Raw genomic sequence first — 16,326 nt, forward strand, 5'->3', positions numbered from 1 at the left:
TTTAAAAATACCAGTTAAAATTATCCAACACTACCTTTTTACTTTTCATAGCATGAGCTTTGCGTTAGTATGGACATTGTAAGAATATTCAATCCATTTATTTAAGGAGGATGCAAAATGAAAATTATGAGCAATGAACAGCTGATTTTTTCTTATCGAGATGCATTGAAAGCCGGAAATGAAGAGGAATGGATAATTATGCTGAAACAGGAAATGGACAAGCGTGGTCTCAATCCGAGTATTGGGACTGAATAGAACAAAAAAAGAGGATGCTAATTGCTTAGCATCCTCTTTCTATTAAGCCTCAAAAAGTAATGATTCAGGATCTTCTAATAATGCTTTAACTCTTGCCAGGAAGGTTACCGCTTCCTTGCCGTCAATGATACGATGATCATAGGAAAGAGCTAAATACATCATTGGCCTGTTTTCCATTTTCTCATTGTCAATGGCAACAGGACGCATTTGGATTTTATGCATACCTAGTATTCCGACTTGAGGACCGTTCAAGATAGGTGTGGACAATAGCGAACCGAACACACCGCCATTAGTAATAGTAAATGTTCCTCCTTGCAAATCTGATAAGGACAATTTATTATTACGCGCTTTATCTGCAAACGTCATAATATCACTTTCTATTTCGGCAAAATTCTTACGATCCGCATCACGAAGAACTGGTACAACCAAACCATCATCTGTAGAAACAGCTATGCCAATATCATAGAATTTTTTAAGGACAATTTCGTCTCCCTGTATTTCAGCGTTTAACAGCGGTGCTTTCTTCAAGCAAGCAACAACTGCTTTAGTAAAGAATGACATGAATCCAAGCTTCACATCATTTTCTTTATGAAATTGATCCTTGCGTTTATTTCTTAGTTTCATAATATTGCTCATATCCACCTCGTTAAAGGTTGTAAGCATTGCAGTGTTTTGCTGCACTTCTACAAGCCTTGAGGCAATTGTTTGTCTTCTGCGCGTCATTCTAACACGCTCTGTCGGCTTGCCTGGATTTGCTTCTGCCGCTTGAGGCTGTTTATTTCCCGTCTCTTTTGGTGCAGAGGGTGCAGGCTGTTCTTTTCTTTTGTCATGCTCTATTACATCATGGGCACGCAATCTTCCTAACGGATCATTCGATAAAACCTGCGATAAATCAATCCCTTTTTCTCTTGCTAGCTTTCTTGCAGATGGGGAAGCGATTGGATATCCTTTTGCTTCCGGCTTAATCGGACTTGGTTCCTCTTTTGCAGGAGGAGCTTCCGTTACTACAGGCGCTTCTTGGACAGGCGCTTTAGGCGGTGTTTCTGCTTGCTTAGTATTGGCACCACCCTCAGAAACGATAGCGATAATTTCTCCAACCTGAACTGTATCACCTTCATTAGCCTTCAGTTCCTGTAAAATACCACTTTCTTCAGAAATGATTTCAACGTTTACCTTGTCTGTTTCCAGTTCTACTATATAGTCACCTTTTTCTACATATTCACCTGTCTTTTTCAGCCATTGTGCTACGGTACCTTCTGTAATTGATTCTGCTAGTTCTGGTATTTTAATCTCACCCATCTTAAAAATCCCCCTCTATTCAATCCATGTCAATGCTTTATTAATGATTCTTGCTTGATTTTTGCGATGAACAATTGGGTCCCCTTCTGCAGGACTTGATCTTCTGCGTCGTCCGATATAATCGAATGTGACAGTTTCAGGTAGCAGCTTCTCCACTCTTGGCTCCATGAAGCTCCATGCACCCATATTTTGAGGCTCCTCTTGCACCCATCTAATTTCTTGTAAATTAGGATATTTTATTAAAATTTCTTTCAATTTATTCGCTGGGAACGGATAAAGTTCCTCGATACGTACACTATGCACCCAATCAGAATCCTCCAGCTGCATAATTCCTTGATGAAGGTCGATTGCTATCTTTCCAGTTGACAGCAAAATTCGTTTCACAGCCTGTGGATTTTTGCCAGTAAGCTCTTCCTCTACTACTGGTTGAAACGTGTCGTTGCTGAATGCACTTACACTTGATGCCACATCTGCATTTCTTAACAAGCTTTTCGGTGTCATGATTACTAGTGGTCTTACTTCCTCTTTATTTAAGATGGCTGCCTGTCTGCGCAAAATATGAAAATATTGTGCAGATGATGTTAAATTGGCAACAGTCCAGTTATTTTCCGCAGCAGAGGTCAAAAATCTTTCCAGTCGTCCGCTCGAATGCTCTGGTCCTTGGCCTTCATAAGCATGTGGAAGCAACATTACTAACCCGGACTTTTGTCCCCATTTTGCTCTTCCAGCTGAAATGAATTGATCAAATATAACTTGTGCAGCATTAGCAAAATCGCCGAATTGTGCTTCCCAAAGAACGAGTGTTTCAGGAGCAAACACATTATAGCCATATTCAAAACCAAGAACGGCACCTTCTGACAGCGGACTGTTATGTACCGCAAAGGACGCTTGTGCAGTTGACAACAAATGAAGCGGTGAGTAAACCTTATCTGATTCATTATCATGAAGCACAATATTTCTATGTGCAAAGGTTCCTCGTTCTGAGTCCTGGCCAGACAAGCGAATTGGCGTGCCGTCCTGCAGGATGCTCGCATAAGCTAAGGTCTCAGCCAACCCCCAATCAATCTTCCCTTCTTCTATCGCTTTTTCACGTCGTTTTAAGATTTTACTTAGTTTGTCAAATACACGGAAGTTATCAGGAAACGAAATTAATTCTGAATTAATTTCCTTCAGTCGCTTTTCTGAAATAGTTGTATCAATCATAGGCAAATCTCTTTCAACCGAATTTGGAGGAAGTGCTTCTTCGTCCATTTCTTCCTTTGTAGGCACTTTATCATACGCTTGCTTTAATTTAGCAATAACGTCCTTTTTTAAGCCTTGGAATTCAGTTTCAGACAATACACCTTGTTCCTGTAAAACGTTAAAGTAGCTCGCCGTAATAGTAGGATGTTCTTTGATTATTTTGTACATCAATGGATTTGTAGTCATCGGCTCATCCATTTCATTATGTCCATATCTTCTATAGCCGATTAAATCAATCAAGAAATCCTTGTTAAAGGCAGCTCTGTACTCACATGCCAGCTTTGCAGCCTTTATTACCGCTTCCGGATCGTCTGCATTTACATGAATGATTGGAATTTCAAAACCTTTGGCAAGGTCACTTGCATATCTTGTCGATCTTGAGTCCCTTGATTCAGTTGTAAATCCGATCGTATTATTTGCTATTATGTGTATCGTCCCACCTGTTCTATATCCTTTAAGTCCAGTCAGGTTTAGTGTTTCTGCCACAATGCCTTGCCCTGGAAATGCCGCGTCTCCATGAATCAGGATAGCTTGTGCAGATTGATGGTTCTCTTCAGGAAAGCCTGGAGCTGTTCTGTCATCTTGTGATGCGCGTGTAAATCCTTCAACAACAGAGCCGACAAACTCCAGATGGCTTGGATTATTTGCCAATGTAAGGCGTACATTCGATGTGCTGCTCTTCTTGATTTGTCTGTTCAGCCCTAAGTGATATTTCACATCACCTGTCCAGCCAAAGCTTATACCGATTGATCCTTCTGAAGGAACAAGCTTTTTATTTGGGGCATGCTGAAATTCAGCAAAAATCATCTCATACGGCTTTTCAAGCACATGTGCTAACACATTTAGCCTTCCTCTGTGAGCCATCCCAATATGAACGTTTTTTGCACCGTTAACAACAGACTGAGATATAATCTCATCAAGCAATGGAACCATCGTATCAAGGCCTTCAATCGAGAATCGCTTTTGGCCGACATATGTTTTATGTAAGAAATTTTCGAATTCCTCAACCTCTACCACTCTTTTTAGGAGTTTTTTCTTCAGTTCTTTATTGCAGGCAGGCTTGAGACTTCCTGATTCCACCTTTTTCTGGAGCCAGTTTTTTTCATTTATATCGTTCACATGATAAAATTCAAAGGCAATTTTATTCATATAAACATCCTTTAAATATTGCACAACTTCAAAGCCATTTCTTACAGTGCTTGGTGCATCCTGACAAAGCAGTGATGCATCAATTTTTTCTAAGTCCTCTTTAGTAAGCTGATAACGAGACAACTCAAAAAGTTCCTCTTGCCTATGTACATCACCCAATGGGTAAATATCTGCAGCTAAATGGCCATACGCCCTGATTTTGTTCACTAATGTAACTGCTGCAATGACCTTTTCAACTTCTAAATTACTTCCAGAAGATAGTGCTGGTTTACGTACAGTGTCTTCCTGTTCAATTGGTGACCCCCAAGTTGCGAAAAAATCTCGCATTTCCTCATCAACTGAATCAGGATTTTCTAAGTATTTGTCGTACAGCTCCATTGCAACCCCGAGATTGGGTCCATAAAACGCTGGCTGATAGGAGCCTTTACCACTAGATGGCTTTCCCATGAAAATTTCCCTCCACCATATTTAGTAACAACTATATTCCCCATATGCTCGCCTTTTACACTTTCAAGGCGTTTATCTGATAAAAATAAAACGTTTACATTTGTATTTTAACACGGTATTGCACCCGTTACAAAAGATTTACCCATTTTAATAGTAAAAATATTGTAAATTTTTTTCACACCTTTTTTTACTGTGGTAAAAAACCTTTTATAATAAATAAATATGCTAGGAATCTAGGATAATGTTTATAAGTTTTTAAATAGTTTTTGCTTCTTTTTTTTTCAGTTTTTTTCTGAACCTAAAAAAAGCTGCCCATTTAATGAGCAGCATAATACATTTGTTTCTTATTTAGTGACAATACCATTTTCAGGCAATGATATGGTTACGGTTGTACCCACTCCGATCCTGCTGTCTAATTGTATACTGCCTTGATAATAATCCACGATTTTTTTGGCTATTGCCAATCCAAGACCAGTTCCGCCTTGGCCTCTGCTGCGGGCTTTATCCACTCTGTAAAAGCGGTCAAATACCTTGTCAATTTCTTCATCTGGAATGCCGATACCTTTATCACTTATTTGCAGAATAAATAGCTTGTCTCTTTTAGATGTTGAAACAGAAATCTCTTTACTTGCTCCAGAGTATTTAATTGCGTTATCTAGAAGGATCGTAAGTACTTGTTGAAAATGCTGCTCTGCAATACCATTAAGCTGGTTTGATTGTAATTGGACATGGAACTTAAAGTCACTGTGAAGCATTTGAAAATCCTTAACAGCTCCTTCAATGATGGTATTAACCATTTCCGGTGATAAATTGTCCTGGTCAATCCTGTTATGGTCTAATCTAGTTAAATCAAGCAATGTGAGCACTAGTTTTTTTAATTTCTCTGTTTCATCAAGGGAAGCCTTCAATGATTCCTCAAGTATTTCAGGATTATGCTTCCCCCATCTATTTAACATGGAAAGATGGCCTTCCAAAATGGAAATTGGCGTTCTTAGCTCATGGGAGGCATCTTCGACAAATTGCTTTTGCGCTTGAAAGGATAATTCAATTCGATCCATCATATGATTAAAAATCGTAGTAAGCTCTGAAATTTCGTCCTTTTGCGGATACACAGGCATCCTTTCTTTAAAGCCAGCACTTTTTATTTTTTTCATTGTGTTTGTCATGATGCTTAATGGCTTTAAAAGCTCTCTTGACATTAAGTAGCCGATTAACGCACTAATCAAAATTGCTGCAATCGCAAACAGCATCATCGCAAACGCTAAATGCTTCATGACTAACTTATACGAATCAAGCAGTCTAATGATTTCAATTTCTCCTGAGAAGTTTTTGCTTTTTATAGGGTAACTGTAAACTAATGACTGCTCTTCTCCAACAGAAACATACTTAAGCTCTTTTTCGTCCTCAACAATATCCGGTTCAAGAATCGGAAAATCTCCGTTCAAATGAGAAATCAGTACATTTCCGTCTTCATCAATAACGCGAATCAGCTGATTTTTTGTGTTTAATTGCTCTAATGTAGCCAAGCTGTTTTTGATTTCCGTTTCACTTATCGTTTTATCGTCAGATTTCAAATAGGCCACAAATTCATTCATCGTTTGCCTGACGTCATTCTCCTCCTGGTTCATCAACCAAGTCGATACAGTATGAAATTCAAAAAAAGTAAAGATGCTGTATGTTAGGAAAATACTTAATGATAGACCTAGTGTCAGTTTCCATTTCCATGGAAGCAAGGATAGTCTTCTTCCGATATTCATCTCATCACATACCCTATTCCTCTGACTGTTTCAATGTATTGTTCCTGTCCTGACGGATCAAGTTTATTCCTTAAGTAACGAACATATACATCAATAACATTTGTCTCCACTTCAGATTCATAGCCCCATATTTTATTTAAAAGCACATCCCTTGTCAGCACGATATTAATATTGCTCATAAACATGCTGAGAAGGTCATACTCTCTTTTCGTCAGTGCAATAACTTCCTTGCCTTTTCTGGCAATATGGGATTCCAATTCCAGTACAATATCTTTATATGTAAGCACTGTCAGCTTTTGCACTGGTTCTGTTTGTTCGCTCGAGATGTTTTCAATTCTTCTGAATAGCGCTCTAAGTCTTGCAAGCAGCTCTTCAATAGCGAATGGCTTCACTAAATAATCGTCTGCCCCGCTGTCCAAGCCTGAAACCCTGTCAAGTACATTGTCTCTTGCAGTTATCATCAATATCGGTGTGTTTTTCACTTGCCGGATTCTTCTGCACACCTCCATCCCGTTTAACTCTGGAAGCATGAGATCAAGGAGGATAACGTCCCATTGTTCAGTAATCGCTTTATTAAGACCGCTTCTGCCGTCTGCACAAACCTCTGTATGATAGCCTTCGTAATTCAATTCCAGCTCAATAAACCGAGCAAGATTTTTTTCATCTTCTATAATAAGGATTCTTTTCATCTATATCACCCGCATTCTAAATAAACATACTTCTAGTTTACCATGGACTGACTCATCTCAAACAGTGTTATCACTTGTATACAAAGAAGGAGCGGGATGTTTTCCACCCCGCTGCTTTAGTCATTATTTATTTATTTCTTCTATACATAAATGTGTCTTTTATTGCGTGTGTTATACCAACAATTTGTACTCCAAACAATGAAGCAGCTGTCAAGGATGAAAAAATAATCATCGCATATCGAAATACCATCACTTTTTTCCTCCCTTTATCATTAATGTTTTTTGAATAACCCTATTTCCAAGTTGCATTTGTTTCTCTTGTTGTTAAATTACACCCCTATTCAAAAAAACGAATGAGAAAAACATTAAAAATACATGAGAACACGTTTTCAGCCGAATATTTTTTTTTGAAATGACGGAAGCTATAAATCGGGACTTGCAGGGTGCATTCCATTCAAAAAATAATGGCCAAACAAGGAGGAATATCAATGAATGTTGGAAGAGCTATTGAAATCATGAATGCTGGCGAAATTGTTCATGTAAGTTATAATGGTGAACAGATTTTCATTCAAAATGTCAATGAGGATACTAAAACGGCAAGAATATATACGAAAAACAATCCAGAACAAGAGCTAGAGGTCGATGTACTACAGCTTATTGAAGAGCAATAACCTACTTTTTATTCTAAAAATATAGAAAAAGCAAAATAATAGTTGCAATTATTGGAAAGGTATAGTAAATTTAATTTCAATTACATAGTATTTTCTTATCAAGAGAGGTAGAGGGAATGGCCCGAAGAAACCTCAGCAACCTTCAGCTTGTTTTCACAAGCCTGAAAAGGTGCTAATTCCATCAAGCGGTATGCTTGAAAGATAAGAAGAATGGCCATAATGAAAATTCATGTCTTCTTCTTACTTTTAGGGAGAGGACTTTTTATTTTTTAAATAACCAAACCTCTCCTCCTATTCTTGGAAGAATAATACTTTTAGATAATATCAAACTATTTTAAATAACTTCTATATTTTGAATAGTCAGGAACAAGAAGGAGTGTACCAATATGTATGATGTAGAGACTAAATTAGCCCAAATAGGCAACAGAAGTGAAAAAGCAACAGGAACTGTCAACCCGCCAGTTTATTTTTCAACGGCTTATAGACATACTGGAATAGGCGAATCCACAGGATATGATTATACTCGCACAGGAAACCCAACAAGAGAGGTTTTAGAAAAAGCGATTGCTGACCTCGAGGAAGGCGACCGCGGATTTGCTTGCAGTTCTGGCATGGCAGCAATTCAAACAATTCTTTCTTTATTTCAAAGCGGTGATGAATGGATTATATCTAAAGACCTTTACGGCGGCACTTACCGTTTGCTTGAACAAGGCTTTAAAAAGTGGGGCCTTCGATGTTGTTATGTAAATACATCTAGCATTGAGGACATTGCTGCTGCAATTACGGAAAATACGAAAGCTATTTTCATAGAAACACCTACTAACCCTCTTATGGAAACAGCAGATATCGAAAAGGCTGCAAAGCTTGCAAAACAGCATGATATTCTGTTGATCGTTGATAACACGTTTTATACTCCTCTTATCCAGCAGCCAATTAGGCTTGGAGCAGACATCGTAATACATAGTGCCACAAAATATCTTGGCGGCCACAATGATGTTCTTGCAGGACTGATTGTCGCAAAAGGCGAAGAAATCTGTCAGGAGCTTGCTCTGCATCATAATGCTGCTGGCGCTGTGTTGAGTCCATTTGATTCTTGGCTGTTAATGCGCGGAATGAAAACATTAGCACTTAGAATGGAGAAGCATGAAGAAAATGCGAAAGCACTTCAATCCTTCCTTAATGGTCACGATGCAGTCCTTGATGTACTGTATCCAGGCAGAGGCGGAATGATCTCCTTTAGAGTACAAGATGAAGCATGGGTAAATCCATTCCTACAAAATCTTACATTAATATCATTTGCAGAAAGCTTGGGCGGTGTTGAAAGCTTCATAACATACCCTGCTACCCAAACACACGCAGATATTCCAGAGAAAATCCGACTTGAAACAGGTGTATGCAATCGTCTGCTTCGTTTTTCAGTCGGTATTGAAAATGTTGATGATTTAATTAAAGACTTGGATAAAGCCTTTACGATTGCCAAGGAGGTAACAAAATGAGCGAACAATATTCCTTTGAAACAAAGCTGCTTCACAACAAACATAAATTCGATCCGGCAACAGGTGCAGTAAGTGTGCCAATCCAGCATGCCTCTACTTTCCATCAGCAAGAGATTGATAGTTTTGGAAAATATGACTATGCAAGAAGTCAAAACCCGACAAGGGAGGCTCTTGAGGAAATCATTGCAGATTTAGAGGATGGTTTTAAAGGTTTTGCATTTGCTTCAGGAATGGCGGCTATCTCCAGCGCCTTCCTTCTCCTTTCTCAAGGAGATCACGTCTTAATATCAGAGGATGTATATGGTGGCACATACCGTATGGTAACGACTGTGCTTAACCGATTTGGTATTGAGCATACATTTGTTGACATGACAGATCTTGCTGCAGTCAAAGCTGCTGTTAAGCCAAATACGAAGGTTTTCTATATTGAAACTCCTTCCAACCCGCTCATGAAGGTAACGGATATTAAAGCAGTCAGCGAATTAGCGAAACAAAATGATGCTTGGACATTTGTCGATAATACATTCTTGACTCCGGCCCTGCAAAGGCCCTTGTCAATCGGTGCCGATATTGTCCTACACAGCGCAACAAAGTTCTTGTCAGGCCACAGTGACGTTATTGCCGGTCTTGCTGTTGTTAAGGATGAAGAACTTGCCAAACAGCTCGGTTATATTCAAAATTCCTTTGGTGCCGTTCTTGGAGTGCAGGACTGCTGGCTGCTAATGAGAGGCTTAAAAACATTGCATGTACGTATGAAGCATTCCAGTGAGGCTGCTGCGGAAATTGCTACATATCTCAATAATCATCCAGCAATTAAAAAAGTGTATTATCCAGGCTTCAGCGACCACCCACAATACGATATTCAGCAGGAGCAAGCAACAAGCCCTGGAGCAGTATTTTCCTTCGAGCTGCATAGTGAGGAAGCGATGCGTACGTTTGTAAAAAATGTAGAGCTGCCTGTATTTGCAGTTAGCTTAGGAGCTGTTGAATCTATTCTTTCTTATCCGGCAAAAATGTCTCATGCAGCGATGGATCCAATTGCCCGTCAAGAAAGAGGCATCAGTGATGCACTTCTTCGTCTGTCTGTCGGCTTGGAAAATCCGCAAGATTTAATTGCAGACTTTGAAGCGGCATTAAAGAAAACGGCTGAGCTTCATTATATTTAACGAAAAAATTCAGGGCTTAAATGTCCTGAATTTTTTTTATTTACAGACTATACAGAAGAAACATCCTTGCTGCAAAACCTCACGGAAAAACAACCAATACGAATTGTGTCTATTCTTCTCCTTATTTTCCAAACGAAATTTCCAATAAACTACTTCAGGCAATTCTGTCATATAATAGTTTTATTTCTAGACGTAACATGAGCAATGATACAAGGTCATTTGCATACAACATTTAAGGAGCCACAGCAGTATCGTAACAAAGAGGAAATTTAATTTACTTAAATTCATTAAAAACGGCTTATAGGTAGCGCCGCTAATTACTTATAAACAAAAACGACCTCCTGACAGATAAGGAGATCGCCGTTTCAATCTATGAATAATGCGTCTATGTCTAAATATTGGGATATAACCTTCGTTATTTTCTTCCACTCTTTTGCCTTCATCTCCGTATAGCTGTGTACATAACTGCTGTTCGTCGTTTTAAGCTGTATGGTATAAAGACTTTCTCTCCCATATACCCCTTCATCACTGTCCCAGTCCCAGATTTTTAATTTATAAAGGTCTTTTTTCATATCTGTGTAGGAGAAATAAGGAAAAATTATCTTCTTAGGCGTAAACCCTTGATTATCTGAGAAAAAGCTCCATGACTGTAAATGATAAATTTCAAAAAGAAAATCGATTTTAAGCCTGTAGGAACGGTTCCCTCTTTTTACATCTAATGTAATTTGGCTGATTTCTTTTTCAGGGTTAATCGAAACTATATTATTATGGACGGAAAACAAGTCCTTTTTACGGCTAATTACTGACTTAACAGAGGAAAGCTGTATTTCCTTATCGGTTACTGCTGAATTTTTAGCTGAAGACACCATCTTTTCATAAATAGTGCTGATTGGTATTGGACCATTTTCCTCCAAAACCTCAATGATTCTTTCATACATATTGCCCATTACTTTTTCCTCGCTAGATTTTTATGACTTCATGCTTTTTTCAAAAGAACTCTCCTTCTAGTATAACAAAAGAAAGCTATATGCCAACTATTTTTGATAACATTTACTTAAAGCACTGCTTAACAAATACTCCTGCTGTCTTAGGCATATGGTGCAATAAGCTTGTTTAATTCCTGAAACACTGCAGTTCCCATTTTTTCATAGCCGGAAGCGTTCAAATGGATACCGTCATCACTTATAAAATCATGAATATTGCCTGCTTGTCTCAGACATGACCTGACGTCAATTGTTAAAACATTCAGCTGATCAGCGATTCTTTGAAGCTGTCTGTTATAAAGACCATGCCAATGTTCAATACCGCCGCACAAGCTAATCCAATGACTAATTGAATTTCCATACTTGTCTGCAAGAAACTGGTAGTACTGAACTGGTTCTAATGGCGGTAATGTTAATATTACTGGTATGATATTTCGTTCTCGTACTTTCTCTACAATTGTTTCGACGTTATCCGTATACTTGGCTATTGGTACAATCGGCGTATGCTCTACTTCAGGAAACTCAGCAACCTCGTCCCATTGAAAGTTACAGTCATTACCTCCCACACTGATCAAAACATAGTCCGGCTCCTCCATTAGCACGTCCTTATCGAGGCGTTTCATTAAAAGGTCGGAGTTATCATTAAAAACACCTTTATTCAGTACCTCTACACCCTCCATAGAGAAAGTAATCCCCGTAAATAATTTACTTAGGATAGTTGGGTAGTTATCCTTTAGAATTCGTGGTCTTCCTTTAACAAAGGATACACCTCTAGTCAGACTGTCGCCAAAACAGATGATTTTCATTGTTCACCCCTGCTTTCTGTCAATCCCTGCTGCCTTTTGCTTGAGGCTTGATTTAACATTATACTGTTATTATATCCATTTCCTGCAAATGGAGCTAAATACATTTGCCTAATTTTTGGAAATTTAGTTTTATTAATCAATTTCAAAAATAAAAAACAAGGGGTCGAAGCTATATGCTTTGACCTCCTTGTTATTTCATTAGAAGTTAAAATTATCTGGATCTGCACCTACACGCTCATTTTTGTTCAGTCCATTGATTTTTTCTAAATCCTCAGCAGTAAGTTCAAAATCGAAAATATCTGCATTTTCGATGATACGATGTTCTTTAATTGACTTCGGAATAGTTACAATGTCATTTTGAAGATCCCATCTTAAGATGACTTGTGCCGTTGATTTATTGTATTTTGCTGCAATTTCAGTAAGAACAGGGTTATCAAGCAGCTTTCCTTGTGCTAAAGGAGACCAAGCCTCTACGACAATGCCTTTTTCCTTGCAGAAATTACGAAGCTCTTCTTGACTAAGCAATGGATGAAGCTCAATTTGGTTAACCGTTGGAACAATCTCCGCTTCTGACAGCAAATCCTCAAGATGATGCTTATGGAAATTACTGACACCAATTGCTTTTACTTTTCCATCTTTGTATAGCTTCTCAAGAGCCTTCCAAGTTTCTTTATATTTTCCGCTGACCGGCCAATGAATCAGATACAGGTCAATATAGTCAAGACCAAGCTTTTGAATGCTTGTCTCAAATGCCGCCAATGTGGAATCATATCCTTGATCTGCATTCCAAACTTTTGTTGTAATGAAAAGCTTCTCTCTGTCGACACCTGACTCTTTTATACCTTGGCCAACACCTTCTTCATTTTTATAAACTGCTGCTGTATCAATGCTTATGTAACCAGCTTTAATGGCTGCTTTAACAGAATCAATTACTTCTTGACCCTCTTGCACTTTAAAAACACCTAAACCGAATTTAGGCATTTCCACACCATTATTTAGTTTGACAGTTGACTGTAGATTCATAAACAAGTCCCTCCTTATATGTATGCTGCTATTCTCTCACATTAACAAATGGGAATAAAGTATTTTGACTTACGAAAAAAAATACTTAGCAAATTATCATACCGCTTATTTATTTCCATAATAAATCCCCTGTATACTTTCCTATACAAGGGATTAAACTGCATTATTTAAACGGATTTTTCCATTCCATCAGCACAGCATTGTTCAAGGAATCTTCATCTTCTAAATAGTTATTAAGAACAGTGACAGGTATTCTGCCGCAGCTCATTAAAAAAGAAATAACAGGATCCTTTTTTTCTCCAGCTACAACTTGACTAACATATTCTTCCGGGGAAAGCTCGTCAGCGTATTTACGGTATCCAGGCATTCTGCTGCCGCCTATGAGGCGATCAAGCTTCTTTTCAATGACAATCTGGTACATGGTTTGCATCATAATTTTTCCTAATCCAAGTGAGCGATATGCTGGGCGAATACTAATATCAACAACATAAAGTGCGTTCCCATCCTTAATATGTGTTGTAATATATCCGTCAGCTGTTATTTCACTCCATGTATGCTCATGTTCCTCTTCGTTGTAGGCTATACAAAGAGAAGTGAGCGAGCCTGCTAATTTCCCTTCAACTTCCACACAAATGGCCCCTTCTGGAAAAATGGTCACATGGTTTTCCAGCTGGTCCTTTGACCACCAAAGCTCTGATGGAAATGGAGGGGGAAAGCATTCAGCTTGAATGTTTATTAACTCTGCAAAGTCCTCTTTTTGGTAATTGCGGACTTTGCATTCTCTAGGCTTTTTACCATCATATATATAAAAATTGCTGCTATAGTACATATCAGCCTTCTATTTTTTCCCAATCTGTATAAATATCTGTTCGTCTGTCTCTCCAAGTTGTGACAGAGCCCTTTGCTCTCACCTCATAAAGAAGAGAAAGATCGAGATCAGAGGTAATTATCATATCATCGTTTAGCTCGCCCTCTGCCATAATTCCTTTTGGTGGAAACGGGATATCGTTCGGAGTAATAATCGCCGCCTGACCGAAATTGGCACGCATAAAATCAACATTTGTTAAGGAGCCGACCGTACCAGTCACAACTACATACACTTGGTTTTCAATCGCTCTTGCATGGCATGTGTATCGAACACGATGGAAGCCATGGCGGTCATCTGTACAGGACGGACAAAATATGACATCTGCCCCTTTTGCTTTTGCCATTCGCACAATTTCAGGGAATTCTATATCATAACAGGTCAAAATCGCAATTTTACCTTTATCTGTTTCAAAAATCCGGAAGCTATCGCCCTTTTCCATATTCCATTCCTCAACTTCAGTCGGTGTAATATGAAGCTTTGCTTGCTCCTCAATTCTTCCATCAGGATAAAATAAATGGGCGACATTAAATAATTTGTCATCCCTGCGGATAACGTGAGTTCCACCGATTATGTGCATTCCAGTTTGAACAGCGAATGTGCGGAACAGATTTTGATACTGTTCTGTAAATCCAGGCAACTCATTAATGGTCAACGGATTTTGCCCATCTCCCATTGACAACAGCTGTGTTGTAAAAAATTCAGGAAATAAAACAAACTCTGCTCCAAATTCCTGTGCCGTTCGGACGTAATGCTCACACTGCTTAGCAAATTCTTCAAATGACTTAATGTTTTGCAGTTTATACTGCACGGCAGAAACTCTTATTTTCATCTTCCATCTCCCTTTAGCAAATAAATTTTTTATCTAAATTAGAAAGTTACAAGAATTGATTATGCGTCATTTTTTGTTGGTTTTCAATAGATTTGTATCAGTTTTTTATATTTTAGTTCATTTTTCATTATTTGTTACAGAAAGAAGGAAAAACCTTAGCTACTGGCAGCAATTTTTCGCTAATCATAAACAGATTCATGATATAATGGATATATATTACAGATAATTTAAAAAATAACAAAAGATAGGTAATAACAAGGAGGGCTTACTATCATTTACTTGTTTTTAGGATTGGTTTTCCTGATTTTATTAGAGGAAACGATCGTTTTTAGTGTGAAGCGCTATTTAAATGGACCAGGTAAATGGGAGTTAATGCTGAAACATCAAATTATGTCCATACGCAGAAAAAAAAGACCAGAGAACCATGCCGCCTGATCTTGTTTCATTTTTTAAGTCCAAAAGCATAGCTTTTGGACTTTTTATTAATTATTCATTTTCCTTCAACGCTTTGTCAGCTAACTGGGATATAGTCATATCATCCATTGGTGGATTATGCAATCCTGCCCTTACATCTCTGTAATAGCGCTGCAACGGACTGCTTGCAGAAAGGCTTCTTGCACCAACAATACGCATAGCCAAATCGACTACCTCAATTGCCGTGTTTGTTACAAAATGTTTGGCAGCACTTAGCTCTGGAACTAATATGTGCTGCTCATCTTCTTTTGCTGCATCCCATTTTTGACTAACAGAATAAAGGAAATGCTTTGCCGTTAACATTTTCAATTCGATTTCACCAATTTTTGTCCTTACGGCCGGAAGTTCACTTATTGTACCTGTAATGCTGTTTGGTGAGTGGCTCTTCGCAAATCTAATTGCTTCCTTTTGGGCCGCTCCGGCGATTCCAAGATAGCAGGCAGGAATGTGAAGCAGCCACGGGTTGACCTTTCTTGGTCCGCCAAGCTTTTCCACCATATATTTGCCTTCGATAACTGCTTCCTCCAAAAACACATCATGGCTTCCAGTTCCGCGCAATGCAATACTGTCCCAAGTTTCTTTAATTTTCAAGCCTGGATTATTTCTTTTAATCAGAAAATTCCCTACCTCATCTGTATCTTTAATGGAGGCACTAACAACAAAATAATCCAGCATCGGTGACATGGAGGTAAAGGATTTTCTACCATTAATCACCCAGGAATCGCCCCTTTTTTCAGCTGTGGTTTGCGGTCTTCCTCCTCTTGTAGGGCTGCCTGTTTGCGGTTCTGTTGCTGCACTGTTTATAAGGGCGCCGTTTTTGATATTCGTATACAACTCCTCAAGCAGTGCAGTATCCCACTTGTTTTCGCACATATTGCGGACAACACCCATATGCCAGCCAATGGACAACGCAGTTGATCCATCGCCTATGGCAATTGCCTCCTGCAGTCTTACCATTTCATAGATGGATATTTCCTTTCCATCATATGCTGCTGGTATAGTTAATGCTGTATAACCGAATTCCTTTAATTCCTTTATGTTTTCAAATGGGAAAGATCCGTTTTCATCTACTTCCCGTGCTCTTTCTGAAAAGCCCTTTGCCAATTTCCCCATTGCCATAAGCCTTTCAGAAAGATTGTTCATTTGTGAAAAATTCGCAGCCATGCCTTTTC

General features: G+C 38.6%; 15 protein-coding genes and 1 riboswitch. Of the genes, 4 read left to right on the top strand and 11 right to left on the bottom strand.

All coding sequences use genetic code 11. From position 1 onward, the window contains the following. Window positions 1–117: 117 nt before the first annotated feature. Window positions 118–255, top strand: coding sequence for a sporulation histidine kinase inhibitor Sda (gene sda / locus NQZ71_RS12655; protein ID WP_127741219.1), 138 nt, complete (start codon window positions 118–120; stop codon window positions 253–255). Window positions 256–297: 42 nt separating this feature from the next. On the opposite strand, the gene odhB is transcribed toward sda, so the two are convergent. The 5 genes from odhB to NQZ71_RS12680 form a co-directional block, all read right to left on the bottom strand. Further along, complete coding sequence (gene odhB / locus NQZ71_RS12660) at window positions 298–1,554, bottom strand: 2-oxoglutarate dehydrogenase complex dihydrolipoyllysine-residue succinyltransferase (protein ID WP_275005479.1); 1,257 nt, start codon at window positions 1,552–1,554, stop codon at window positions 298–300. Between the two features lie 15 nt (window positions 1,555–1,569). Continuing rightward, complete coding sequence (locus NQZ71_RS12665; protein ID WP_275005477.1) at window positions 1,570–4,392, bottom strand: 2-oxoglutarate dehydrogenase E1 component; 2,823 nt, start codon at window positions 4,390–4,392, stop codon at window positions 1,570–1,572. 344 nt (window positions 4,393–4,736) lie between these two features. Continuing rightward, window positions 4,737–6,149 (bottom strand): HAMP domain-containing sensor histidine kinase, encoded by a 1,413-nt coding sequence (locus NQZ71_RS12670; protein WP_317010751.1) that lies wholly within the window; start codon window positions 6,147–6,149, stop codon window positions 4,737–4,739. Next, entirely contained in the window at window positions 6,146–6,838 is a 693-nt protein-coding gene (locus tag NQZ71_RS12675; RefSeq protein WP_144454850.1) for a response regulator transcription factor, read from the bottom strand. The genes NQZ71_RS12670 and NQZ71_RS12675 overlap by 4 nt, the downstream gene beginning before the upstream one ends. Before the next feature lie 127 nt (window positions 6,839–6,965). Next, the gene (locus tag NQZ71_RS12680; protein ID WP_260054106.1) at window positions 6,966–7,091 is read right to left on the bottom strand and encodes a hypothetical protein; all 126 of its coding nucleotides are present in this window, start codon (window positions 7,089–7,091) and stop codon (window positions 6,966–6,968) included. Window positions 7,092–7,326: 235 nt separating this feature from the next. Here NQZ71_RS12680 and NQZ71_RS12685 point away from each other — a divergent pair, with 235 nt between their 5' ends. The 3 genes from NQZ71_RS12685 (at window position 7,327) to metC (ending at window position 10,171) form a co-directional block, all read left to right on the top strand. Continuing rightward, a complete protein-coding gene (locus tag NQZ71_RS12685) occupies window positions 7,327–7,509 on the top strand; it encodes an H-type small acid-soluble spore protein (protein ID WP_144454849.1) in 183 nt (60 codons plus the stop codon). Window positions 7,510–7,601: 92 nt separating this feature from the next. Beyond that, window positions 7,602–7,717: riboswitch (SAM riboswitch) on the top strand. A gap of 178 nt (window positions 7,718–7,895) precedes the next feature. Then, entirely contained in the window at window positions 7,896–9,005 is a 1,110-nt protein-coding gene (locus NQZ71_RS12690; protein WP_144454848.1) for a methionine biosynthesis PLP-dependent protein, read from the top strand. Next, complete coding sequence (gene metC / locus NQZ71_RS12695; RefSeq protein WP_260054105.1) at window positions 9,002–10,171, top strand: cystathionine beta-lyase; 1,170 nt, start codon at window positions 9,002–9,004, stop codon at window positions 10,169–10,171. The genes NQZ71_RS12690 and metC overlap by 4 nt, the downstream gene beginning before the upstream one ends. A gap of 365 nt (window positions 10,172–10,536) precedes the next feature. Here the strand turns inward: metC and NQZ71_RS12700 are convergent, their stop codons facing one another. The 6 genes from NQZ71_RS12700 to NQZ71_RS12725 form a co-directional block, all read right to left on the bottom strand. Then, a complete protein-coding gene (locus NQZ71_RS12700; RefSeq protein ID WP_317010753.1) occupies window positions 10,537–11,118 on the bottom strand; it encodes a hypothetical protein in 582 nt (193 codons plus the stop codon). A 140-nt stretch (window positions 11,119–11,258) separates the two neighbouring features. Further along, window positions 11,259–11,960 carry an SGNH/GDSL hydrolase family protein gene (locus tag NQZ71_RS12705; protein WP_144454845.1) on the bottom strand — a complete coding sequence of 234 codons (702 nt, stop codon included), beginning with the start codon at window positions 11,958–11,960 and terminating at the stop codon, window positions 11,259–11,261. Window positions 11,961–12,158: 198 nt separating this feature from the next. Continuing rightward, window positions 12,159–12,983 (bottom strand): aldo/keto reductase, encoded by an 825-nt coding sequence (locus NQZ71_RS12710; RefSeq protein WP_375545210.1) that lies wholly within the window; start codon window positions 12,981–12,983, stop codon window positions 12,159–12,161. Window positions 12,984–13,146: 163 nt separating this feature from the next. Next, window positions 13,147–13,812 carry a GNAT family N-acetyltransferase gene (locus NQZ71_RS12715; RefSeq protein WP_317010754.1) on the bottom strand — a complete coding sequence of 222 codons (666 nt, stop codon included), beginning with the start codon at window positions 13,810–13,812 and terminating at the stop codon, window positions 13,147–13,149. Between the two features lies 1 nt (window position 13,813). Continuing rightward, window positions 13,814–14,680: a carbon-nitrogen hydrolase family protein gene (locus NQZ71_RS12720; protein ID WP_275005462.1), complete on the bottom strand. Its 867-nt coding sequence runs from the start codon at window positions 14,678–14,680 to the stop codon at window positions 13,814–13,816. Window positions 14,681–15,166: 486 nt separating this feature from the next. Continuing rightward, complete coding sequence (locus NQZ71_RS12725; RefSeq protein ID WP_317010756.1) at window positions 15,167–16,318, bottom strand: acyl-CoA dehydrogenase family protein; 1,152 nt, start codon at window positions 16,316–16,318, stop codon at window positions 15,167–15,169. Between the last annotated feature and the right edge of the window lie 8 nt (window positions 16,319–16,326).

The organism is Niallia taxi (assembly GCF_032818155.1).
In the GTDB taxonomy this organism is placed as follows: domain Bacteria; phylum Bacillota; class Bacilli; order Bacillales; family Cytobacillaceae; genus Niallia; species Niallia taxi_A.